General features: G+C 33.8%; 19 protein-coding genes, 1 pseudogene, 1 riboswitch and 2 other annotated features. Of the genes and pseudogenes, 8 read left to right on the top strand and 12 right to left on the bottom strand.

Annotation, left to right across the window (positions count from 1 at the left end; genetic code table 11):
- The first annotated feature begins 108 nt into the window (after positions 1 to 108).
- Together DPQ31_RS11400 and DPQ31_RS11395 are read left to right on the top strand one after the other, a co-directional pair.
- Complete coding sequence (locus DPQ31_RS11400; protein WP_208731909.1) at positions 109 to 846, top strand: ZIP family metal transporter; 738 nt, start codon at positions 109 to 111, stop codon at positions 844 to 846.
- Positions 847 to 927: 81 nt separating this feature from the next.
- Positions 928 to 2628, top strand: coding sequence for a pyruvate oxidase (locus tag DPQ31_RS11395; RefSeq protein WP_000467223.1), 1701 nt, complete (start codon positions 928 to 930; stop codon positions 2626 to 2628).
- 45 nt (positions 2629 to 2673) lie between these two features.
- Here DPQ31_RS11395 and DPQ31_RS11390 read toward each other — a convergent pair whose 3' ends face one another.
- The 8 genes and pseudogenes from DPQ31_RS11390 to DPQ31_RS11355 form a co-directional block, all read right to left on the bottom strand.
- Complete coding sequence (locus DPQ31_RS11390) at positions 2674 to 3675, bottom strand: ABC transporter permease (RefSeq protein WP_208731908.1); 1002 nt, start codon at positions 3673 to 3675, stop codon at positions 2674 to 2676.
- A gap of 1 nt (position 3676) precedes the next feature.
- On the bottom strand, positions 3677 to 4543 hold the full coding sequence (locus DPQ31_RS11385; protein WP_142306994.1) for an ABC transporter permease subunit: 867 nt from the start codon (positions 4541 to 4543) through the stop codon (positions 3677 to 3679).
- 225 nt (positions 4544 to 4768) lie between these two features.
- On the bottom strand, positions 4769 to 5800 hold the full coding sequence (locus DPQ31_RS11380; protein ID WP_208731907.1) for an alpha/beta hydrolase: 1032 nt from the start codon (positions 5798 to 5800) through the stop codon (positions 4769 to 4771).
- A gap of 290 nt (positions 5801 to 6090) precedes the next feature.
- A complete protein-coding gene (locus DPQ31_RS11375) occupies positions 6091 to 7974 on the bottom strand; it encodes an FtsX-like permease family protein (RefSeq protein WP_208731906.1) in 1884 nt (627 codons plus the stop codon).
- A gap of 11 nt (positions 7975 to 7985) precedes the next feature.
- Positions 7986 to 8753, bottom strand: a complete 768-nt coding sequence (locus DPQ31_RS11370; protein WP_000106414.1) for an ABC transporter ATP-binding protein — start codon at positions 8751 to 8753, stop codon at positions 7986 to 7988.
- Positions 8754 to 9001: 248 nt separating this feature from the next.
- Entirely contained in the window at positions 9002 to 10924 is a 1923-nt protein-coding gene (gene thrS / locus DPQ31_RS11365; RefSeq protein WP_199631988.1) for a threonine--tRNA ligase, read from the bottom strand.
- Between the two features lie 44 nt (positions 10925 to 10968).
- Positions 10969 to 11191: a binding site (T-box leader), on the bottom strand.
- Between the two features lie 35 nt (positions 11192 to 11226).
- Positions 11227 to 11450 (bottom strand) — a binding site (T-box leader).
- Positions 11451 to 11571: 121 nt separating this feature from the next.
- Complete coding sequence (gene rluF / locus DPQ31_RS11360) at positions 11572 to 12279, bottom strand: 23S rRNA pseudouridine(2604) synthase RluF (RefSeq protein ID WP_208731905.1); 708 nt, start codon at positions 12277 to 12279, stop codon at positions 11572 to 11574.
- Positions 12280 to 12464: 185 nt separating this feature from the next.
- Positions 12465 to 13080, bottom strand: a pseudogene (locus tag DPQ31_RS11355) (DUF4937 domain-containing protein).
- A gap of 773 nt (positions 13081 to 13853) precedes the next feature.
- Between DPQ31_RS11355 and DPQ31_RS11350 the strand changes: the two are divergent.
- The 5 genes from DPQ31_RS11350 to DPQ31_RS11330 all read left to right on the top strand — a co-directional run bounded on the left by DPQ31_RS11350 (position 13854) and on the right by DPQ31_RS11330 (position 20023).
- A complete protein-coding gene (locus DPQ31_RS11350) occupies positions 13854 to 14435 on the top strand; it encodes a hypothetical protein (protein WP_199632337.1) in 582 nt (193 codons plus the stop codon).
- A 209-nt stretch (positions 14436 to 14644) separates the two neighbouring features.
- A riboswitch (glycine riboswitch) is annotated at positions 14645 to 14765 on the top strand.
- Between the two features lie 107 nt (positions 14766 to 14872).
- Positions 14873 to 16240: an alanine/glycine:cation symporter family protein gene (locus tag DPQ31_RS11345; protein WP_000451043.1), complete on the top strand. Its 1368-nt coding sequence runs from the start codon at positions 14873 to 14875 to the stop codon at positions 16238 to 16240.
- A gap of 521 nt (positions 16241 to 16761) precedes the next feature.
- Positions 16762 to 17415 (top strand): DUF7018 domain-containing (lipo)protein, encoded by a 654-nt coding sequence (locus DPQ31_RS11340; RefSeq protein ID WP_392388334.1) that lies wholly within the window; start codon positions 16762 to 16764, stop codon positions 17413 to 17415.
- Positions 17416 to 17477: 62 nt separating this feature from the next.
- Positions 17478 to 18488, top strand: coding sequence for a DUF3994 domain-containing protein (locus DPQ31_RS11335; RefSeq protein ID WP_208731903.1), 1011 nt, complete (start codon positions 17478 to 17480; stop codon positions 18486 to 18488).
- Between the two features lie 341 nt (positions 18489 to 18829).
- Entirely contained in the window at positions 18830 to 20023 is a 1194-nt protein-coding gene (locus DPQ31_RS11330; protein ID WP_000790784.1) for a S8 family peptidase, read from the top strand.
- Between the two features lie 149 nt (positions 20024 to 20172).
- Here the strand turns inward: DPQ31_RS11330 and DPQ31_RS11325 are convergent, their stop codons facing one another.
- On the bottom strand, positions 20173 to 20697 hold the full coding sequence (locus DPQ31_RS11325; RefSeq protein WP_199632336.1) for a DinB family protein: 525 nt from the start codon (positions 20695 to 20697) through the stop codon (positions 20173 to 20175).
- A 14-nt stretch (positions 20698 to 20711) separates the two neighbouring features.
- Positions 20712 to 21479 carry a DUF3891 family protein gene (locus tag DPQ31_RS11320; protein ID WP_199632335.1) on the bottom strand — a complete coding sequence of 256 codons (768 nt, stop codon included), beginning with the start codon at positions 21477 to 21479 and terminating at the stop codon, positions 20712 to 20714.
- 204 nt (positions 21480 to 21683) lie between these two features.
- On the opposite strand from DPQ31_RS11320, the gene DPQ31_RS11315 reads away from it, so the two are divergent.
- Complete coding sequence (locus DPQ31_RS11315) at positions 21684 to 21956, top strand: HU family DNA-binding protein (protein WP_001043908.1); 273 nt, start codon at positions 21684 to 21686, stop codon at positions 21954 to 21956.
- Between the two features lie 43 nt (positions 21957 to 21999).
- On the opposite strand, the gene DPQ31_RS11310 is transcribed toward DPQ31_RS11315, so the two are convergent.
- Together DPQ31_RS11310 and sfp are read right to left on the bottom strand one after the other, a co-directional pair.
- Positions 22000 to 22542 (bottom strand): cold-shock protein, encoded by a 543-nt coding sequence (locus DPQ31_RS11310; RefSeq protein WP_208731902.1) that lies wholly within the window; start codon positions 22540 to 22542, stop codon positions 22000 to 22002.
- Positions 22543 to 22577: 35 nt separating this feature from the next.
- The gene (gene sfp, locus DPQ31_RS11305) at positions 22578 to 23327 is read right to left on the bottom strand and encodes a 4'-phosphopantetheinyl transferase Sfp (RefSeq protein WP_000573008.1); all 750 of its coding nucleotides are present in this window, start codon (positions 23325 to 23327) and stop codon (positions 22578 to 22580) included.
- Positions 23328 to 23381 lie beyond the last annotated feature (54 nt).

Genomic DNA, 23381 nt, shown 5'->3' with positions numbered 1-23381 from the left:
ATAACGAATTGCTAGTTTTTTCTCTATACTCAAACACAATTACTTGGACTAATCCAACTTAACTTTTCGTAAGCTAAAAATAAGGGAATACAATCGGAGTGTGATACTATGGAGCGTTTATGGATTCCAATGATTGTAACATTTTTTTCGTTCGGTGGATTACTATTAGGAGCTGTTGTTGGAGTTGCAACACGCCAGCTAATTGAAGAAAAGATGCATCGTTTATACGCATTATGTGGTGGTATTTTGCTTGGCCTTTTATCCCTTGAAATTATTCCTGAAACATTTTCAGGCTATGAAATGACTGGTCCTATACTTGGTGTAGCTATCGGTATTTTAGTTATGAGCTTATTAGATAACTATTGTCACCATCCAATGATACATAAAAAGGATCAACAAGCATGGCAAACATTCCTGTTTCTCTCTTTCGCTATATTTATTCATAATATACCGAGTGGATTTGCGTTAGGCACAGCTTTTATTAATCATGCTGACTCAGCCATTCCCTTTTTAATAGCAATCGTCGTTCACCATATTCCAGAAGGATTAGCTTTAATTATCCCCTTTCTCTTTACAAAACATAAATATGTTTCATTTCTATTAACAACTTTATTACTTTCTCTTATTCTCGGTACCGGTACGGTGTTTGGCATTTTAATGGAAGGAAAAGCTCTTCATTTACAAGGTCTCATTATGGGCAGCGCTATCGGTTCACTTGGTTATGTCACAATTCATGAAATGCTTTGGAAAGCTAAGAAACAGCTCTCTTTCCTTACATTTCTCATGTGGGCAACTAGTGGTTTTTTACTAATAACAGTGTTTACTTTATTCGCTGGTCATCATTAAAGCTAAAAAATTTATTATTTGTATATTTTTCCTTTTTCTTCAAAACATATTGTTATCTACCTATTATGAGGAGGAACAATTATGTTTGGGAAAACAGCTGGTGAAGCATTAGTTGATTTATTAATTGACTGGGGAGTAGAACATATATACGGTATGCCTGGAGATTCTATCAATTCTATCATTGAAGCTTTAAGAAAAAAACAAGATAAAATTAAATTCATTCAAGTTCGCCACGAAGAAGCTGGCGCATTAGCAGCGGCCGCTTATGCGAAATTAACAGGGAAACTCGGTGTTTGTATGGCAATCGCAGGACCTGGAGCTATTCATTTATTAAACGGTTTATATGATGCGAAACTCGATAAGGCTCCTGTGCTAGCAATTTCAGGACAGGTAGAAACCGATTTACTCGGAACGGATTTTTTCCAAGAAGTAAACTTAGAAAGATTGTTTGATGATGTTGCAGTGTATAACCAGCGCATTATGTCAGCGGAGCAACTACCTGCTGTAGTGAATCAAGCGATTCGTATGGCCTATACGAAAAAAGGTGTATCTGTTCTCACTATTCCGGATGACGTTCCGAAATTCGAAGTAAAAAATGGGGCTCGTGTTACAAACACTTCTTTTACATTGCCTGAGCTATTTCCGCAAAAAGAAGATTTAGATGCAGCGAAACTCGCAATAAATGAAGCGACAAAACCTGTTATTTTAGCAGGTAAAGGCGCAAAACATGCAAGAGAATCTTTACTTGCATTCGCAGAACATATCGGCGCTCCAATCGTACTTACATTGCCAGCTAAAGGAATTGTTCCTGATGAACACCCACTTTGCATCGGTGGATTAGGATTAATTGGAACGAAACCATCTTATGAAGCAATGAAACACGCGGATACTTTAATTATGGTGGGTACTTCTTATCCGTTCACTGGTTTCTTACCTGAAAAGGCAAAAACAATTCATATCGATACAGATCCTGCCCAAATCGGGAAGCGTTATGTGACAGATATCGGCTTAGCCGGTGATGCTGATAAAACATTAAAATGGTTAATTGAAAATGTAGAAAAACACGAGGACCATTCCTTCTTAGAGCATCATCAAGAAATGATGAAAAAGTGGGAAGAAAAATTACACGGTCAGGAAGAAGATTCCTCTACTCCAATTAAACCACAACGCGTTATGCATGCATTGCAGCAAGTAGCAGAAGATGACGCCATTCTTTCAGTTGATGTCGGAAATGTAACGGTCTGGACAGCAAGGCACTTCCGTATGACGAACCAGCAATTTATCATTTCAAGCTGGCTCGCAACACTTGGCTGCGGTTTACCTGGTGCACTTGCTGGAAAAATTGCGTTCCCGAATAAACAAGTATTTGCAGTTTGTGGTGACGGCGGATTTGGAATGACTATGAACGATTTTGTAACAGCTGTAAAATATAAACTACCAATCGTTGTCGTCGTATTGAACAATAATAAAATTGCCATGATTAAATTCGAACAAGAAGTTATGGGTAATATCGAATTCGGCACCGATTTAACGAATCCAGATTTCGCAAAATATGCAGAGGCGTGCGGCGGTATTGGCTACCGTATTGAGAAATTAGATGAACTACTACCTGCTTTCGAAAGTGCAGTAAAACAAAACAGGCCGTGTATTATTGATGTAGTTGTAGATGTAAACGAAGCACCAATGCCAGCAAAAATCACATTTGGTCAAGCAGCTGGTTATACGAAACATATGATAAAAGAATTATTTGAAGAAGGTAAAATTGATTTACCTCCACTTTAAACGAAAAAAGATAGCTGAAAACGATTTGTCTTCAGCTATCTTTTTTTATTTTTGTACCTCTCTATAGAATGAAAAATCATTCATAGTCGGTTGTATTTGTTTCTCTACTTTCCCTTTTTTCTTTTCCCCCTTCGGCCTTCTCACATTTCCTAATTTAATCGCATCTTGCATACTATTACTAATCAAATTTCCAGATAAGATTGTCATACTATAAAAAAGAATTGGTATGACCACGCTCCAAGTATGAGTAGTTAAATGGCGGAAGTTTTGACCAATTAATCCTGTCCATTCTTTTGTTACACTATCTGCCTCTGTACCAAAGATTATTGTTCCGCCGAAAAACAGTTCTAACAAACCAAGATGTAAGAGAAGTAATAGGGTGCTTACAAATTGCTGGGCTACTAATAAAAGAAATGATGGTAATATATGTGGCCATACATGGCGTTTCAACCGCTGCCACTTACTCCCTCCGAGCACAGTAGCAGCCAACATAAATTCTTCATTCTTAATACGCTTTACTTCTTGCGCCGTATACAACATAACAGTTGGTACAGCAAGGCACGCAAGAACTATAATTTGAAACGTAACCCGTAAATGAAACGGAGCAGCCTCCTCTCCACTTTCAAACATTAAAACTTCATTTAACATAAAATAGGAAATCATAATCATCGGTACAATACTAAACGGATCAAAAAAAGATGAGATAACTGAAAATGAGCGTTTACTGTACATACCAAGCAATAAACCAATAGTTCCGCCAATTACTACACGTAAAATTGCGATAACGATACTAGCACCAACTGTCCATTTCGCTCCTTCTATTATTAACTGAAAAAGGTCGCGTCCTTTCTCATCGCTTCCAAACCAAAATTTACTCGATGGTGAAAACGGAGCAGCCTCTAATTCTCCTTTTTCGTTATACATCATCGTTAATTCACGAATATTTCCGTCAAAAAACACCGTATTTCCAATACTAACAATCATTAATACACTCAAAAAAGTAACACCTAGCCAAAATCTCACATCTCTTTTTACAACTTGCCACATGTTACACACGCTCCTTTATAACATTTTTTAAAAGCGTATGTAATAAACGAAATAGTATAAAAAGCGGTACGTATAATATAACTAAACTCACTGTAAATATTTCTAATTTGGAATTTTCTTTTACAAAAACAAACATGCCGTACGTATTAAATAGCCATTCAATAATATATAAATTTGATAACATAAATAAAATATTTGTTTTTGCATAATAGACTGTTGTTAACAAGACGTTTCTTGAAATATGGTGCGTCAAAACATGTCTTAAACTCAGTCCTTTACTCTTTGCAAATATGCTATAATCTTTCTCTAATTCTTCTCTAAAACGTAATAATAGTAGCTTCATAAATAATAACGTTGTAGGTATAGCAAGACATATTATTGGTAACATACGAGCTCTATCCTCACCAAATCCCGCATGTTTCACTGGCATAAATCCTGTTTTTTGAAAGATAATTACTACTAGAAGTTGAGATAATAAAATTAATAAAATGTCCGGGATACTTTCCAGTGCGACGAAAACTCCATTCCATATACGTTGCTTTGATTGAGAGCGCTGCAATACCCACACAACGATAACATACGCAATGAGTAAAGAAAGTATAAATGCCGAAATAAATACAAACATTGTCTCTACATAATGAATCCATATTTGTGGAAATAACTTTCTTGAGTTCCGAAATCCGTAAGTAATTTCACCTGGTTGTAGTAACTTCTCCCCAAGAAACAGAACTGTGTCCCAAAAACCGATTAAATCAATTTGCAGTCCTTTAAATAAACGCGGAAGTGCTCCTAAAAAAAGGATACAAATAAGTGCCGCAAATAATTGTAAACATGTAACTCCACACCACTTACCAATTCGAATGAACATAACCATTATCCTTTCTATTTAAATGAATATTCAGAAATAAAATATATGTATAGTACCTATACCTTTTAACAAATTAACTCCTCTTTCTAAAAAACATAGCAATTCCCGTCATTTTTTGGAAGTTGTATTATATCTTTCGACCATTATCCAACATTTTCCTTACCAATAAATTCCATACTATAAAAAAGCACTTATTTTTAAACTAAGTGCTTTTTGTATTTAATTCTATTTTACGAATGTATCACACATCCACTCATAAAACTTTTCCTTTTCTTCAAATTGAGGGTAATGTGCTGAGTTTTCAAAAGCTATAAATTCCTTTTGATCCGCTTCAATCAAATCAAAATATTTTTTAGCTGCATGAAATGAAGTATTATAGTCATATTTACCCATAAGAAAATAAAATGGTAGCTTTAGCTTAGTTACTTTAGTAGGTAATGGATTCTTTAAATCTTTTTCTAATAAGACCGTTTGGGAATGTGATACTCCAACGTTATAACGAATTACGTCTAACAAGTTATATTCATTACTAAGTAACATCTGAATGTTATCACCATCTGGATTTTCAATGAGTCTTGATGTTCCACCATATTTTGCAACATAATCTCTCGGAGTGTATGTATCGCCGTTTTTAATTTTTTCGGTTAACTCTTTTAAATATGAAACCTCCTCCGTATTTCCCCCATTTTGCGCCTGTTCAATAACGTATTTTAAACTATCCATCTCACTTTCTACTGTGTCACCCATCTGCCCTATACCAACATATGCTTCATATTTTTCAGGAGCTTTATAGGCAGCTTGCATTCCAATATATGTACCGTAAGAATGCCCAATCAATATTACTTTTTCTTTACCGAGACGTTTTGAAACATAATCTGTCATAGCTAATAAATCTTCTACAAGTAGGTCTGATGATAATTTCGAATAGTCTTCAAAAAAATGATACGATTTCCCGCTTGCCCTTTGATCATAATTAACAACTGTGAATTTCTCTTCCAATAAGTATTGATATTTTTGAGCATATGGTATTTCCGAAGAACCTGGTCCACCATGAACAAAGATAATTACTGGATTCCTCTTATCTTTGCCACGTATCATAATCTCATGACCACTTCCATTTATCTCTACTTGTACTAATGTACTTATACTGTTATTACTCTTTATTTGCGAAGTCCATGTAGGAAATATTAGTGCTATGGTTAGTAATAGTATAGTAATGACTCCAATAAGTTTTATTGATTTTTTTATCTTTTTCATAATACGCTTCCTTTCTGTTAAATTTATAAAATATCAATTTATTTCTGCAAAACTACCTCAAGAAAATAAAAGTACAAAACAAGTACACTTTCCAATTTCATCTCAATGTTTTTGTACATTATTAATGTCCCATACACATCTTAACTTTCCGCTATATAACCCCTTAATATTTTCTTAATTTCCAATATTTTATTATTATGAAGACTTGATAACGTCTTGCATACACGTATTTATGTATCACAAACATAGAAAAAAGCCCTTGTTTTCAAAACAAGGACTTTTTTCATAAACTATTTCGCTACCTCTTCTTTCGGCATTACCATACCTTTATACAATTGAACAGTTATCCAGTAATAGATAAAATAAATGACTAAGAATATTCCTATCGGCATCCACACTTTTACAAACGGGTCAACTAAAATAAAGCTGAATAAGTTAAGCCCTACTAAAACGTGGGAAATTCCAATGATTGCTGGGAAGATAAATAAATATGAAATTTCTTTATATATACTTTTCGTTAACATACTACGTCTCACACCGATTTTTCGTAACATTTCATAGCGGCGTACGTCGCGAGAAGCACCTGTTAATATTTTGAACATAAGGGAACTTGCCATCATTGCTAAAAAGGCAATTCCGAGGAAAAATCCCATAAACATTGTTCCGCTCATGAAGCTGTTCATGAACTGATAAATTGTCATTTTCGTAAATAAATCTACCTTTGCACCTGTTGCTTTTTCAATTTGTTCTTTTTGTCTCTTGTCTATTTCGATCAACAACGGTTTATATTTTTTCATATCATCTACTTTTGCTAATGTTACAGTATGTTCTGTTCCTTGAATTCCTTTATAATGCTCTTCATCAGCAATTCTTACAGGCTTTCCGCTAAATTGATTATGTGTAATTTGTATTTCTCTTACAACCGCATCTTCCCAATCTTTTGGCATACGAGGAAGCCTATTCGCTGCTTCGGGAGCTTCCAAAGCAGAATATACAGGTTCTGTTAAAGGTTCAGCCACACGTTTTCGTGCAGGCTCTTTTAACGTCTTTGTATCAAAATGATCTGAAATAAGTGGTGGGTTTTCAGTTAAGTCGTTACGTAAATAATAAACCGCTTCTCCATCTACTTTATATTTGTACTTGCTTTCTTCAACAATTTCCATTTCTTTCAAGGCCGCTTTGTCTTGATCATTCGGATCATGAATTACAACATCATATACACGAGAAAAGTCTGTCATAATACCTACATTTTTTTGGAACGCCATACCTGCCGTCATCGCACCTGCACCTAATGCAATTAACATCGCTACAGTTCCTAATACTCTCGATAAACTATTTACTCGAAAGCGTAACTGTGCATATGTAAAACTATTTAAGCCCATTTCATTTCGTTTTTTATTTCCCTTAATTTTCATCACAAAAAATGGGAGCAATGAACTAAAAATAAAGTACGTTCCAAGTGTTGTAACAATCGTCGCTATTATAAAACCAAGTTCAGCATATGTTCTTATATTTACCATAAAATAATACCCTGTACTTACTAGTAATACACCCAGTACTGTCATTATAATAATGCGAGTTTTACTTTTCTTTACTTCATCTAGTGTTTCATCTTCACGAATTAACTCTAGTTCTGTTTTACGTAACAATCGAATGCTATTCATTATACCCGTAATGAAAAATAGTATTAAGAAGAAAATAGATGTAACTAAAATAGCTGGTGTGTATACAGATGCGTAACTACCTTTTGCTGAAATTTCCATGCCATTCATTAAAAAATTTCCTGCTACACTTGCAAGTAACATTCCTACTAAAATACCGATAATAATACTGACAATACCCATACCGAATGTTTCAATAAATAATAACTGTGCTACTTTTTTCTTTTTCGCTCCAAGCATCATATACATACCAAGTTCTTTTCTTCTTAATGTAAGTAAAAAAGAATTGGCATATATAATATAAAATACAGTTATGAAAGAAAGTAATATTGCACCTACCCAGAAGACGAGTCTAATACTACTAATGAGACTATTACCTTTTGTAAATTCACTGTTCATCGCCATCGTTTGGAACATATAGAAAATACTAATACTAATAACGAGACCAATCAGTAAAACCATATAATCCTTTAACATCTTTTTCATACTATGACGTGATAATTTAAATAACATTGTTTCGCCCCCTACTTAGACTCAGCAGCTGAGCCCATATGAGCGAGCACACCTAAAATGTCTTGATAGAAATTCTCTCGAGTACCTTGACGATTTAATTCTTTATAAAGAAGACCATCTTGAATGAATAAAATACGCTCACAGTAACTTGCACTAAACGCATCATGTGTAACCATCAAAATACTTACATTGTGATTTTCATGTAAATCTTGCATTGCTTCTAATAAACTTTTTGCATTTTTACTATCAAGTGCTCCTGTTGGTTCATCTGCTAATACGATTGCCGGATTATGTACTAAAGCTCGTGCTGCCGCTGTTCTTTGTTTTTGCCCACCAGAAACAGCAGTCGGATATTTTGTTAAAATTTCAGTAATTCCTAATTTCTTCGCAACCTCATTTACTTTTCCTGTAATCTCACTTGACGGTACACCTTGCAAAGAAAGAGGCAAAGCAATATTTTCATAAATTGATAAGTTTTCTAGTAAGTTAAAATCTTGAAAAATGAATCCTAATTTTTGAGAACGAAAATCTGATAATGCATTCCCCTTCATAGAAGTAATATTTGTACCAGCTATCGTCACACTACCACCTGTCGCTTGATCCAGTGTACTAATCACATTAAGTAAAGTCGTTTTTCCAGATCCAGAAGGACCCATGATCCCGACGAATTCCCCTTCCTTAATATGTAATGATACGCCTCTTAATGCTTTTGACTGATTCTCATTTCTTTTCCCATACGTTTTTTCTACACTTTCTACAGTAACTACATTTGTTGACATTTCTTTCACTCCATCCCTTTTGTATAGTATTATTTTTTCATATAATTCTTATTTTTCACTCATGTAAAATCTTACTATTTTTTAGCTTTTCAAACAGAAAGAGATGCACAAGTAACATGAACCTTTTTCCTCCTTCATATTCTCACTTTTCTAAAACTCGTTCATTCGATTTCTCTTACATTTACCTTACATTTTTGTAAGGTAAACAAGAAAACACACCAAATTCTAATGGTGTGTTTTCTTGTTAATCAATATTTTTTATTCTTTATTTCCTCTTCCATACTTGCCGCAAATACATCTAGCGCAACAACTTCTGACTTTTCTTCCCCATATTTACGTACATTTACAGATCCGTTTTCCATTTCCTTATCCCCAATAACAAGAACATAAGGAATTTTTTGCATTTGTGCTTCTCTTATTTTATATCCTAACTTTTCGTCTCGCACATCTCGTTCAATACGAACTCCAGCTTGTGCTAATTTATCTGCAACCTCATTTGCATATTGTACATGAACTGCATTTGAAACTGGAATTACTTTCACTTGAACTGGTGCTACCCATGCCGGGAACGCGCCTCCAAAGTGTTCAATTAATATTGCTAAAAAGCGGTCTAACGAACCTAAAACTGCTCGGTGAATAACAACTGGTCTTTTCTTTTCATTCTTCACATCTATATAATTTAAATCGAATTTCTCTGGCATTTGGAAATCAAGCTGAATTGTTCCGCACTGGTGACTTCTATTTAAGGCATCTTTAATATGGAAATCAATCTTCGGTCCATAAAATGCGCCGTCACCTTCATTTAGTCTATATTTATAATTCAATGACTGTAATACATTTTCTAATGCGGCTTCTGCTTGCTCCCACAATTTATCGTCACCCATTGAATCTTCTGGACGAGTAGACAGCTCCACTTCATATTCGAATCCAAAAGTTTTATATACGTAATCAATTTGCCCCATTACGGATTTAATTTCATCCTCAATTTGTTCTGGTGTTACAAATAAATGAGCATCATCTTGGCAGAAAGTACGTACTCTTAATAATCCGTTTAACGCTCCGCTAAATTCATGGCGATGCACTTGACCGAACTCACACATGCGAATTGGTAATTCACGATAAGAATGCAATTTATTTTTGAACATAAGCATGTGTCCTGGACAGTTCATTGGCTTTAATGCAAAACTTTTGTTGTCTACTTCTGAGAAATACATATTATCTTTATAATGGCCCCAGTGCCCTGATCTCTCCCATACTTCTTGGTTCATCATAAACGGAGTGCGTACTTCTTGATAATTGTATTCTTTTTGAATTTCTCTTAAAAATGCTTCTAATTCATTCCGAATAATTTGGCCTTTCGGTAAATAAAATGGCATTCCCGGAGCCTCTTCAGAAAACATAAATAACTCAAGTTCATTACCTAACTTACGGTGGTTTCTTTTTGCTGCTTCTTCAACAAAATGTAAATACTCTTCTAACTCTTTTTGAGAAGAGAATGCAACACCATATATACGCTGAAGCACTTGGTTATTACTATCACCTCGCCAATATGCACCGGAAACGTGAGTTAATTGAAATGCTTTCAAATAACCTGTAGATGGTACATGTGGCCCCCTACATAAATCTACAAATTCACCTTGTTTATATAGTGTTACACTTTCCCCACTAGGAATTGCTTCTAAAAGTTCTAATTTCAAGCGATCGTTCATTTCTTGAAACAGTTTTGTTGCTTCTTCTCGAGAAACCTCAACTCGTTCTATACTTATATTTTCTTTTATAATATTTCTCATTTCTTTCTCGATTTTTGGTAAATCTTCTACGTTTACACTACTTGGAAGATCCATATCATAATAAAATCCATTTTCAATAACAGGCCCTACCCCAAGATTTATATCACCATATAATCTTTTTACAGCTTGCGCTAAAATATGTGCCGCAGAGTGTCTTGCAATTTCTACTCCATCATTTGAATCTATAGTAATGATTTCTACTTCCGCATTTTCTTCAATATTTCGGCGTAAATCATATAACTGATCATTTACTTTCCCAGCGACTGCTTTCCTTTTCAAGCTACTACTAATTGATCCAGCAATTTCTTCTAAAGTAATTCCTTTTACAAATTCTTTAACACTACCATCCGGAAATTTAATTTCAATCATCTGTTCTTTCATTTTTCATCTCTCCATTTCATAATAAAAAGCACACTCATCCCTAAAATAGGGACGAGCGTGCTTTTACCCGTGGTTCCACCCAGATTCCCATTGTAAACATACAATGGCTTCTTTTACGGTAACGTCGTTTACACGGCACTAGATACTTCATTTCCCCAGTGCAGCTCTAAGGTGGTAAGTTATTTTTCTGCGTTAGGAAGTTCTCAGCTTTCCTTCCTTCTCTGTATAACCGGGTAAAATAACTCGTGTCCTTTTCTTCGCTTATTATGAAATTGAATGCAAAAAAGCATATTCATCCCTAAAATAGGGACGAATATGCTTATATCCGTGGTTCCACCCAGATTCCCATCACAAAAAACATAATGGCTTCTTTTGCGATAACGTCGCATACACGGCACTAGATACTTCATTTCCCCAGTGCAGCTCTAAGGTGGTAAGTTATTTTTCTGCGTTAGGAAGTTCTCAGCTTTCCTTCCTTCTCTGTATAACCGGGTAAAATAACTCGTGTCCTTTTCTTTGCTTTTATAAAACATCCATTTATTGTTATTTAATATATCTTATTCATTTTATTTTTGCAAGTGTTTAAAAAAATTATTTATTTAATTTAAAAAAGTGAAACCAAATTTTTTTGGTTTCACTTCACAATTTTACCAATCTTGTGGTTCGTAATTTAAATCTGAAAATAGACGTCTTTTCTCTTTCTTCGATAAATCTCTCCACTGCCCAACTGGTAAATTATTCAATTCTATATTCATAATTCTCGTACGTTTTAACGTATATACTTGATAACCTAAAGCTTCACACATACGGCGAATTTGACGATTCAGCCCTTGTGTTAAAATAATTTGGAACTCATATTTTGATAACTGTGTAACCTCACAAGGAAGTGTTTTTGTACCTAAAATTTTAACTCCCGCTGCCATTTTCTCTAAGAAATCAGGTGTAATTGGCTTATCCACTGAAACGATATATTCTTTCTCATGCTTGTTTTCAGCACGTAAAATCTCATTAACGATATCGCCATCATTCGTTAACAAAATTAAACCGTCTGAGTCTTTATCGAGACGTCCAATATGACTAATACGTAAAGGGTGATTCACTAAATCAATAATATTACCTTTTACTGCTTTTTCACTTGTACATGTAATACCTACTGGTTTATTTAAAGCGATATACACATGGTCTCGAGCAATACGAAGTTGTTCTCCATTCACTCGTACATCATCACCTGGATTTACTTGGTCACCAATTTTTGCAACCTTACCGTTAATAATTACTCTTTTCTCATTAATTAATTTATCTGCTCCGCGTCGAGACGCTTTTCCAGCTTCACTAATAAATTTATTGATACGCAAGTTAGGCACATCCTTTTCATAAAAAATTTCAAGCTCACACTGCTTCTACCGTACAATACAAAAGGGTAAGCCTCCTATTTTAACTTAAATATATTAACATGAAAGGGTATATGACGTCTTCTATTAATTTCTTGTTTACAAGAAATTATCTTTATTATACATTCATTTATACACTTTTTCTGCACTTAATATACAAGCCATTCTTCCTTACATACAGCTTGTTTACTTCTTATCTCTTCTATATCTTCATGAATGTTAGCCAGTTTATACAACATGGGAAAACCCTCTTCCACATAATATTGATGCGCCATTTCATCTTCCCAATAAGTTAATACTATGTAACGAGTTTCATTTTTTAAAGACTTCGCAACTACTCCACCTAACATCCCTTTTGCATTCTCCATTCCTTTATTCCAAATTGTTTCTTGCTTATGTAAAAAATGATTTTCTTTTTCTCCCTTTACATCACATATGGCAACTCTTACGAATGATCCTTCTGTAACAACGTTTTGCAAAGGCTTATCATTTATATCATACAACGTTTGAAATAGTTCAATTTCACATGAAAGAAACGTATCTTTTTGATTACTATTTAAATAAATTGTATCGTGAGCACCGTTCATAAATGATTGATATGCACTTCTATCTTCCCATAAAGTAAATACACATGCCTCATCTTCATTCCATCCACCAAATTGCCCATGAAAACCATCTAAATGTTGTAAATCACCCCATTTTTCTTGAGCAGCCGAAAACATCTCCCTTTTCTTCCACTCTGCAAAATATTGTTTTTAGTAACATTTCTAATTCCCCCTCATAATACAATCTCTCTTACAACAATCAGTTTACATAACAAAACTATGGTAACTAAAAACTTCTACTTTTGTACAAATAATCATTTTTTTGCACTATATCTATCAAACCATCTATCTGTTTTCATTTCAAATAATTCGGAATATAAAAAATGTAGCTCTATAGGAATTACATCGAAATCTTTTCTCCCTTGTATATCTATTGCTCAAATAAATAATACGTAATTTCTCTCGGATAATGTTATACATTTACCTTTCGTTCCACTTTTTTAAAACTAACTAGGCTGGCTCCCATCCACTTGCCTTTATAATAAGCATTACACTTATATATGTATAAACCTCTTCATTATCATCATTAACATGGATTGCTGACATTGGTACTGGAAATTTTTCAATTTTAGATTCTTTGTCTACATAAATGAGTGCAAATAAAGTGAAACTTTAATCATTTTGGGATTCTTCATCCCCCACCTAACTTCTTTGCTTTCGCTGCATTTTGAAGTGGGGGTCTTACTGCCCGTTAATGCGAGATACACCAATTAATAACATAGCCGTTACAATATTTAAAACTAGTTTTCTTTTATTCACTTTCACTAAAATTCCCCTTTCTTATATATTCCTTTCATCTTTTTACTAATTTTAATTAGTTACGTATAAAAAAGATGTAATTCAAATCACTTCTAACTTTATTTTCTCTATTTAAAACAACATTATTGTTATATATTATAATTATAAGTTTTTAAATTTTGGAGGCGTTACATATTGAAGAAAATTCTTTTTGCTAAATGGACAGTAGTTATTTCTATTTTCATCATTTTCGGTACGATTTTCTACGTAACTAATGGTAAAAATAAAAATGATAATGAAAAAGCAACTGTAGAAACAGTGGATACAAAAACTTTCAAAACTAAATTACAACCTAAAATTAAGGAATTGACTACTAATTATAATGACATTATCGAAAAAGATTGGTTGCCTGCCTGGGAAGAGATGAACACGAACGGAGATTCAGTGGATAGAAATAAACTATTAGCTACAATGAGTGCTGTTTCCAAACAGTATGAAACACTTATGAACGAAATAGACACGATAAAAATCGAAGAAAGCATAACGGATATACATATACAAAAACAACTAATCCAATTCACAACTCAGTTTAAATCCGCATCATATTACATGAAAAATGCAGCAGATTTAATTATTGATAAATACAATAATTCTACTCCGGCCAATGAAATAATTGAAAATACAAAACAGGCTTTAGGGCTTGCCGATCAACATATTGTCATCGCTTTATCTACTTTAAATGAAATTAAAGATAAATTAGGAATTTCTAAAAAATAAAACTGTTTACTATTTTAAAATAAAAAAAAGATTGCAATTCACAGTTTATCTGTCTATAATATTTTTATTGATTTACATTCAATGTGTATATTAATTTTATAATTCGGATGAACCATTCAGGAGAAGGTCAATTGATCTACCGACGGGGCAAAAAGTTGTAATACCAACTTTGAAACTCTCAGGTCTTGGTTACAAGTAGAACTGCATGGGGACGAATCTCTGGAGAGACTCCCTCTCGCTTTTAATAGCGCGGAGGAAAAAGAGCGCCGAAGGAGCAAATCCGCTATTTTAGCGGATAATCTCTCAGGTAAAAAGGACAGAGACAAGCGAAGGAAAATGCCGATTTGTATCGGTTTATTTTTCTATTCCTTGTTTCTCCAGAGACCATTTCATTTACTTGAAGTGGTTTTTATTTTTTCTAAAAAAGGAGAATAAAGATGGAGACAGTAAGTAAAGTATTAGAACAAATGAATCATTACGTGTGGGGATTGCCAACTTTGTTGCTACTCGTTGGTACTGGTATCATTCTCACAGTGCGTTTGAAAGGTTTACAGTTTAGTAAACTATTATACGCTCACAAAATAGCATTTAAAAAGTCAGAAGATACGTCATCTTCTGGAGATATTAGCCACTTCCAAGCACTCATGACAGCTATGGCCGCAACGATTGGTATGGGAAATATCGCCGGTGTTGCAACAGCTGTTACAATTGGTGGTCCTGGTGCAATTTTTTGGATGTGGATTACCGCTTTATTCGGAATGGCAACAAAGTATGCCGAAGCAATTCTAGCAGTGAAATACCGTGTTAGTAATGAAAATGGTGAATATTCAGGTGGACCAATGTATTATTTAGAGCGTGGCTTAGGTAAGAAATGGCTTGCTGTTTTATTCGCTATATTCGGTACAACTGCTTCTTTCGGGATCGGTAATATGGTGCAATCTAACTCAGTTGCAGAGGCAATGCGAATTAATTTCTCTTTCCCCCCTGCTTTAACTGGTATATTAATGTCATTTTTAATCGCTATTGTTATTTTAGGCGGTGTAAAAAAAATCGGGAAAGTAACGGGATTTATTGTTCCTATTAAAGCTTTCTTTTATATAATTGCTGGTCTTATTATTATTTTCTATCACTTTGATCAAATTCCAGAAGCATTTTCACTTATTTTTTCTGGTGCATTTCAAGGTACAGCAGCCGCAGGTGGTTTTATTGGAGCAACAGTCGCATCAGCTATTCAAATCGGAATGGCGCGCGGTGTATTTGCAAACGAAGCTGGTTTAGGTAGTGCTCCTATTGCGGCCGCTGCAGCAAAAACAGATTCACCTGCAAAACAAGCTTTAGTTTCTATGACTGGTACTTTTCTTGATACATTTATCGTCTGTACAATTACAGGACTTGTATTAATTACAACTGGAGCATGGAAATCAGGTAAAACCGGTGTTGAAGCTACAACACTTGCATTCCAATCTGTATTCGGCACCGCTGGTAGTATGATCCTTGGTATTGCCATAATTTTATTCGCCTACTCTACTATTTTAGGCTGGTCATATTACGGTGAGAAATGTGTCGCTTATTTATTTGGAGAAGGTGCTGTTCGATATTATAAAGCAATCTTTATCGTGATGATTGCGATTGGTGCCAATTTAAAACTTGGCATCGTATGGACATTTGCTGATATTGCAAATGGACTTATGGCAATTCCAAACTTAATTGGCCTAATCGGATTAAGTGGTATCGTTGTCGCTGAAACGAATCGTTTTTTACAAGCAGAGAAATTGAAAGAAAGCCATAAAAAACAGGCAAGTTAATCTGTTTTTAAAATAACTGTAGTTCAAATTTCACTATAAATATTAATTTTATATAGAATACAGCCCTACATTTTGAAAAAGAAATTGGTCAAAATGTAGGGCCTTTTATTTTATTAAAAAAGTTCCACTAAAGTAAATAAAAGAATATGTTTAGTACATTATATTCTATTAAGTAAACTTCATTTAAAATTATCAGTGTTGGTTACTCTAAAAATCATTAGCATCACACATAAATTATAGTGAAGTAATACTAAAATATAATGAACCTCAACATAAATATCTCGGTAAGAATCCCCTCTTTTTTTAAGCAGTATTATCAAAAAAACTTTAAAGTCCAGTTGATTATATATAAATCACAACTTAATAACCAGAAAATTATAAAAGGAAAACTATTGAAGATTATGTAATATAAAGGTAATCTATAGATAGACGATTCTAAGATGTTATTCGGAGAAAACTTCTTAGTTAAGTATGTTAACTTGTTTGCACTAAATTTTACAAATAAAGGGGTATTAAGAATCATGAAAGCAAAGAAATTAGTAAGTTTAGCATTACCAGTTATGTTATTAAGTGGTTGTATTACAATTGAAACTGATAGTAAGAAAGCGGAACCAAAGAAAGAAGAAACGCAAAAGATGGAGAAAGAGAGTAAGTCAACCGATAGTAAAAAAGATGATAGCTTATCTGCAGCGAATGGTAAAGATGCAAACAGTAACTCATCAAGTAGTAAACCAAGTTCTTCTTCTAACAATTCAAACTCATCTACTTCCTCTAGTTCATCAACTGCAAAGTTAAGTGGTTCAGAAGTTGAGAAATACAAGTCAGAAATAGTAGAAAATGCTACTAAAGTTGATGATGTTTTGAAATTAATAGAAAAGGTAGCAAGTTCAGATGTTAAGTCATATAGTCAAAAGAAAAGTGAAGTACAACTAAGTATAGGTGGAGCAAAAGCATATGTAACAAAGTTAAGAAACCTCCAAGCACCGCCTGAGTTAAAAGTAGAACAAGAAAATATAAAACAATCAATGGAACTTTATAATGAAGCATTTGCACTGCTTTTTGATGCAATAGAAGAACAAAACGAAAGTAAGATGAATCAGTCATTAACGAAAGCTAAAGATGGTTCAAAGCTTTTTGAGGAAGCAACAGATAGTATTTCTAGAAAAACACAGTAAGGCTGAAATCAAGGTAAATAGATACGGCTAATTTATTAACTAAGGATAAGGGGCATTTAATCATGAAAGCAAAGAAACTACTAGGATTAACCATACCAGTTATGTTGTTAATGAACGGTTGCATGAAAATAGAAGAGTCTAAACCTGCTAAGACAGAAGAGTCTAAAACCGCTAAGACGGATTCTGAAGTTAAGACTTCTAAAGAAGCTGACTCTAGTACTTCAAAGCAGTCAACTTCTGATGTGAAGAAAGTAAGAGTATTAGCAGACGACTATCCTATGTATTTAATTGATTTAGGAAATGAGTTTGATAGACTATTCAAAGAGTACAATAATATAGTTGGGGAAGCTAGCAAAGGCAATAAGACACGAAAAGACGTATTAGTTAGTGTCGAAAACATCTTTAAAGCAATTGATAAGTTTGAAGAAATCGACCCACCGAACAAGTATATAGATGCTCAAAAGGATATTGAGAAAGCAACCGCTAAGTACAGAAAAGCCTTTGAGGGAGTAGAACGTATTTTCTCACAAAACACAGAGAAAAATACTGGTGGTAAAACTGACAAAGAAGTAATTGAAAACGCTGAAAAGTTAGTTAAAGAAGGCGACAAATACTGGATTGAAGTATATAACAACATGAAAAACGAAGTAACGAAGGCGAACGGCGGCGGAATATCTGCAAGTGAGAAAACAGGAATAGACACTAATTCAGGTGTTAACGAAGCAAACGTTAAGAGTAAAGTAACAGACGGAACTGAGTTAATTGCTGACTGGGGACTTGAAACTTCTAGTGGTTTCCTAGTAACATTTATCATAAAAGGTGGAAATACTTTTGAGTTATATGCAGCAGGAACTTACCCAAACAAGGACAATGTAACGGAAGGAACATGGTCTTACGATAAAAACTCTATGACTTTTGAATTACATATAACGAAGCGAATGGACAACGGTAAAGAAGTCACTGTTTCTAAGAAAGACATACCTTATATTGTACAGAATTTCGATGGTAAGACCTTACAATTATTAAATACAGAAACAAATAACACAACAAGATATGTGAAACAAAGTTTCTAATAGACAAGAAATAGAGTCACTCCCTCTTAACCACTTAGATTTCTTTTATCAAGATGGATAAAACGTAACAACTATTTATAAATGGTATAACTTCATTTGGAAATCACAATTAATCTATGAAAAAAGGAATGACTCATGCATAATGAGCATTCCTTTTTTCGTTCTCTTACTCAACCAATATCATTTAAAATAAATTTATATCAATCTTCCCCCCTTTTTATTCCAATAAAAGTTTTTCACATAAATGTCATAAATCGTATGGTCTAACTATATAGTTGAAAAGGAATGCGACATTAAAGTGTCGCTGAAAAACTCATCCAAGAAAAGGGAGGAAAAATCTTTTGAAAAACAAATTCATTGTTTTCCTATCTGTTTTATCATTTATTATTGGTGGTTTCTTCTTTAACACGAATACTTCAAGTGCTGAAACATCATCTACTGATTACGTTCCTAACCAATTAATCGTTAAATTCAAGCAAAATGCATCTTTAAATAATGTGCAATCTTTTCATAAATCTGTCGGAGCTAATGTCTTATCTAAAGATGATAAGTTAGGTTTTGAAGTCGTTCAATTTTCAAAAGGTACTGTAAAAGAAAAAATAAAGAGTTATAAAAATAATCCAGATGTGGAATATGCAGAGCCGAATTATTACGTTCACGCCTTTTGGAATCCAAACGATCCATATTTTAAAAATCAATATGGATTACAAAAGATCCAAGCTCCACAAGCTTGGGATAGCCAACGAAGTGATCCTGGTGTAAAAGTAGCTATCATTGATACAGGAGTTCAAGGCTCACACCCTGATTTAGCTTCTAAAGTAATTTACGGACATGATTATGTTGATAACGACAATACATCTGATGATGGTAATGGTCATGGTACACATTGCGCTGGAATTACTGGAGCACTTACGAATAATAGTGTCGGAATTGCTGGTGTTGCCCCGCAGACTTCCATTTACGCTGTTCGCGTATTAGATAATCAAGGAAGCGGGACTCTTGATGCTGTAGCGCAAGGTATTCGAGAAGCTGCTGATTCGGGTGCAAAAGTAATTAGTTTAAGTTTAGGAGCTCCAAATGGTGGTACTGCATTACAACAAGCAGTTCAATATGCATGGAATAAAGGCTCTGTTATAGTTGCAGCTGCTGGAAATGCTGGAAATACAAAAGCTAATTACCCTGCTTATTACAGCGAAGTAATTGCAGTTGCTTCTACAGATCAATCAGATAGAAAATCTTCATTTTCTACTTATGGTAGCTGGGTAGATGTTGCAGCACCAGGTTCAAATATATATTCAACATATAAAGGGAGCACGTATCAATCATTAAGTGGTACATCTATGGCAACACCTCATGTTGCAGGAGTCGCTGCTCTTTTAGCAAATCAAGGATATAGCAATACACAAATCCGCCAAATTATTGAGTCAACTTCTGATAAAATTAGTGGTACAGGTACGTACTGGAAAAACGGTAGAGTCAATGCATATAAGGCTGTACAATACGCTAAGCAATTACAAGAAAATAAAGCTTCGTAAGAAATACAGTGAAACTTTAATTATTGGAGGCTTTGTACATCCCAAATGATTATTTTCCCACACTAATCGGTACTTTATAGGCAGTTCATGCAGGATAAAATAGAAGGAGAGACTTTTACAATTAAAGTCTCTCCTTCTTACAAACTATATTACTCCCCCTTTTTCTGAATCATATGTAAATACAGTACAAAATCCATCATTGTCGATGAATGACCAAGTTGACGGATCATTGCTGTTATATTTCCTCTATGATATGTACCATGATTTACGACGTGTTGCACTAATTCTAAAATTGAAGTATGTAGTGTCCCTGCATATGGATTCTTAATAACAAATTCAGCATGTACATCTTGTTGTGTACTTAGAAATTCTTTATACTGATTAGCTATATTTAAAAACATTTCTTCTAATTCATTTAGCGATTTTGTATCGATTTGTTTTTTTAACTTTTCACGATCTTGTATTGCTTCACTCATACTTCTGCCATGTAATATGTGTAACCACACTTGATCTGTAATATAAATATGCGCAAAAGTATCCTTAATGGATGGGAATACACTCTGTATCTGCTCATTCAAAATTGTCTCATAATTTGGTAACTCTTTTAATCGATTGAATAATCTAGTATTAGCCCAAGCATGGTAATCACACTGTTTTAATATATAATCTTTCAATTTATATTACCTCCTTATTGTATAAAACGAACGTTTTGCTCCTTCATTTCCGATTCTCTATCAGCTTTTACAATCCCTTTTTCTTCAATTTCATGTTTATTTATCGTTTTATATTTTACATACGTATAAAATTCCGTTTGAAATGGAAATGGTGTAATCCGAATTGTTTCCTCGTCCACCCATTCAGCTTGAATAAGTTTCTCCTCTTTACTATTAAACATTTCTGTTCCTTCAAAACCATCTTTAAATAAATCAACTTCATCTTTCTTTTTGACACCAGGCTTATTCATACATACGTATAAAGAAAGTTCATCACAAAACTTTAATAATCTATAATGTTTATCGAACATCGCAAACTGTTCCTGTGTTAACGTTTTCAAAATTCTTTTTTGTCGTTCTAATTCATGTTTATAAAAAGAAAGCATCTCTTCATCTTCCTCATTTAATGGGAATGATAAAAAGTGTTTACTACACAGTAATGCCCCGTATGGATTAGAATCTTCAATTTCATTCAAACCAATCGTATAAAAAACAAAACGTAATGGGCTTGGACAATCCATAAATGTATACGGAATATTTTTAGCATCATTCAAAATTGGTACTTTATCAAGTTCTATCCATCCTCTATCATGTTCATATATTGCATCAATTGTCTCTTTTAAGTATGTTGTATCTTCAAAAAAACATTCTTTTATATGCCTAGCAATCTCTCCAGCCAAAAAACCATGATCATGTTGACGAATTAATATACTCTCTTTCTCACTCTTTTCACGAAAAATCATACGTATATTCCCCCTCATCCTCATACTATTGCTTTTTGTATGCATCAATTCTTAATTAATCCCCAATTATTAGCAGGGATTCAGTCTCTTGCAACGAAATTAACATAACTATATAGTATTCTTTCCAACCATAAAACTAGCTTTATCTTTACTATCCATTATACTAAAACATTCATTCTAAAAAAATTTTTATGAGGTGAAAACATGAATAAAACAGAATTAATTAAAAATGTGGCACAAACAGCTGATATTTCTCAAAAGGATGCTTCTGCAGCTGTACAATCCGTATTTGACACAATTGCTAACGCATTACAATCTGGCGATAAAGTTCAATTAATCGGTTTTGGAACGTTTGAAGTGCGTGAAAGATCTGCTCGTACAGGGCGTAACCCACAAACTGGGGAAGAAATTCAAATTGCGGCTGGTAAAGTTCCAGCATTTAAAGCAGGTAAAGAATTAAAAGAAGCTGTTAAATAAACAAGAAACCAGCCATTTTATAGGCTGGTTTCTTGTTTATTTCTTATTTAAGCAATTCCTTTATATTTTCTGCATGATACACTTCACAAATATAAAATACACATTTGCAGTTACTTACAATTTGATATTTTCTAGTTGGATACACATTCGCCGCAACTGAACATCCATCAAACAATTCGATAATATTTCCAGATGGCTGATATCCTTTATATAATACGTTTCTTCTTACTTCCATTTTTTCTATCAGGTTTTCAACAGGAATAGTTCCACTTTCTAATTCACTTTTTATTGTATCCGGTAAAAAAGAAGTATCCGCAAAAATTAGATTTTCAGATAACAGCTTACCTTTATAACTAACATTAGATACACGATAAAGAAATGTTCCGTTGTTATCAAAGAAATTTTTTGCTTCTTTCGGAATGTACTGCCTATCTATTACCTCTTGTTCTAGAACATCAAATTGAACTGTATCATTCAAAAGCTTTTCTAAAGCAAGAATAGATGATGTATCTCCAGAAAATAAAATATTTTTAATTGCTTGTACATTATAAGTGAATTCATTTGTTCTACTTTCCGCCACTAACATGTGGAACACCTCTTCTATAAAATATTTTATTAAACTTATTTATAATTTAATAGCGCTACCGCGTCTAACTGCGTAATTTCAGTTACTTCTTTACTAAATATTGCAATGGAAGCCATATAATCTAAACTAGGCCTTACATCTTCCATCCTTGTATTTTCTGCTAACTCTTGTCTATCCCTAAAAACCAACAATTTAGGAGGATCATTTGGAGCTGATACAGTAATTTCAACTGGTGGAATCAATAGTCCTTCACCTGTCGCTTTCAGCACAGCTTCTTTTCGAGTCCAATACGTTAAAAATCCTTCTAATCGCTGTTCATTAGGTAATTTCATAACTTGTGCTATTTCAATATCTGTTAATACGCCCTCTGCCATTTTCATCACATCTACATTTGGATTCATTTGTTCAACATCAACACCGACAGATGCAGATTTTGTAAATGCAACGACAACCCACTCACCCGAATGTGAAACTGATAATTGTGGCATACCTTCTGGTAATTGCGGCCTACCATGTTGTAACTTACATACTGGGCACAATCGATCAATCGGCACTTGAACTGGCGACATAGAAAGTATCTTTCCAAGAACTAACCTACTAATTACGCAACCTATTATAAAACGTGCACGATCTGCCGAATGATGATATGAATTTGCTTTCTCTTGCTCTACATCATTTAGTAAATTGTAATGCCATGATTGTAAATCTGAAATTCTTGCCCACCATATTTGACAATCATTCTCATTCAAAGTTGGTATAGAATCTACAACTTTACTTTCTATCATGTAAAATCTCCTTTTTACTACTAATATCAATTTCAATTAAAGTAGCATACATAT

Source organism: Bacillus sp. COPE52, assembly GCF_003355115.1.
GTDB classification, from domain to species: Bacteria; Bacillota; Bacilli; order Bacillales; family Bacillaceae_G; genus Bacillus_A; species Bacillus_A toyonensis.
This window is presented reverse-complemented; position numbering and strand designations above follow the sequence as displayed.

Coding starts and splice junctions, on each gene's coding strand:
- DPQ31_RS11400 (WP_208731909.1), top strand. CDS start 109: ATGGAGCGTTTATGGATTCCAATGATTGTAACATTTTTTTCGTTCGGT.
- DPQ31_RS11395 (WP_000467223.1), top strand. CDS start 928: ATGTTTGGGAAAACAGCTGGTGAAGCATTAGTTGATTTATTAATTGAC.
- DPQ31_RS11390 (WP_208731908.1), bottom strand. CDS start 3,675: ATGTGGCAAGTTGTAAAAAGAGATGTGAGATTTTGGCTAGGTGTTACT.
- DPQ31_RS11385 (WP_142306994.1), bottom strand. CDS start 4,543: ATGTTCATTCGAATTGGTAAGTGGTGTGGAGTTACATGTTTACAATTA.
- DPQ31_RS11380 (WP_208731907.1), bottom strand. CDS start 5,800: ATGAAAAAGATAAAAAAATCAATAAAACTTATTGGAGTCATTACTATA.
- DPQ31_RS11375 (WP_208731906.1), bottom strand. CDS start 7,974: ATGTTATTTAAATTATCACGTCATAGTATGAAAAAGATGTTAAAGGAT.
- DPQ31_RS11370 (WP_000106414.1), bottom strand. CDS start 8,753: ATGTCAACAAATGTAGTTACTGTAGAAAGTGTAGAAAAAACGTATGGG.
- thrS (WP_199631988.1), bottom strand. CDS start 10,924: ATGAAAGAACAGATGATTGAAATTAAATTTCCGGATGGTAGTGTTAAA.
- DPQ31_RS11345 (WP_000451043.1), top strand. CDS start 14,873: ATGGAGACAGTAAGTAAAGTATTAGAACAAATGAATCATTACGTGTGG.
- DPQ31_RS11340 (WP_392388334.1), top strand. CDS start 16,762: ATGAAAGCAAAGAAATTAGTAAGTTTAGCATTACCAGTTATGTTATTA.
- DPQ31_RS11335 (WP_208731903.1), top strand. CDS start 17,478: ATGAAAGCAAAGAAACTACTAGGATTAACCATACCAGTTATGTTGTTA.
- DPQ31_RS11320 (WP_199632335.1), bottom strand. CDS start 21,479: ATGATTTTTCGTGAAAAGAGTGAGAAAGAGAGTATATTAATTCGTCAA.
- DPQ31_RS11315 (WP_001043908.1), top strand. CDS start 21,684: ATGAATAAAACAGAATTAATTAAAAATGTGGCACAAACAGCTGATATT.
- DPQ31_RS11310 (WP_208731902.1), bottom strand. CDS start 22,542: ATGTTAGTGGCGGAAAGTAGAACAAATGAATTCACTTATAATGTACAA.
- sfp (WP_000573008.1), bottom strand. CDS start 23,327: ATGATAGAAAGTAAAGTTGTAGATTCTATACCAACTTTGAATGAGAAT.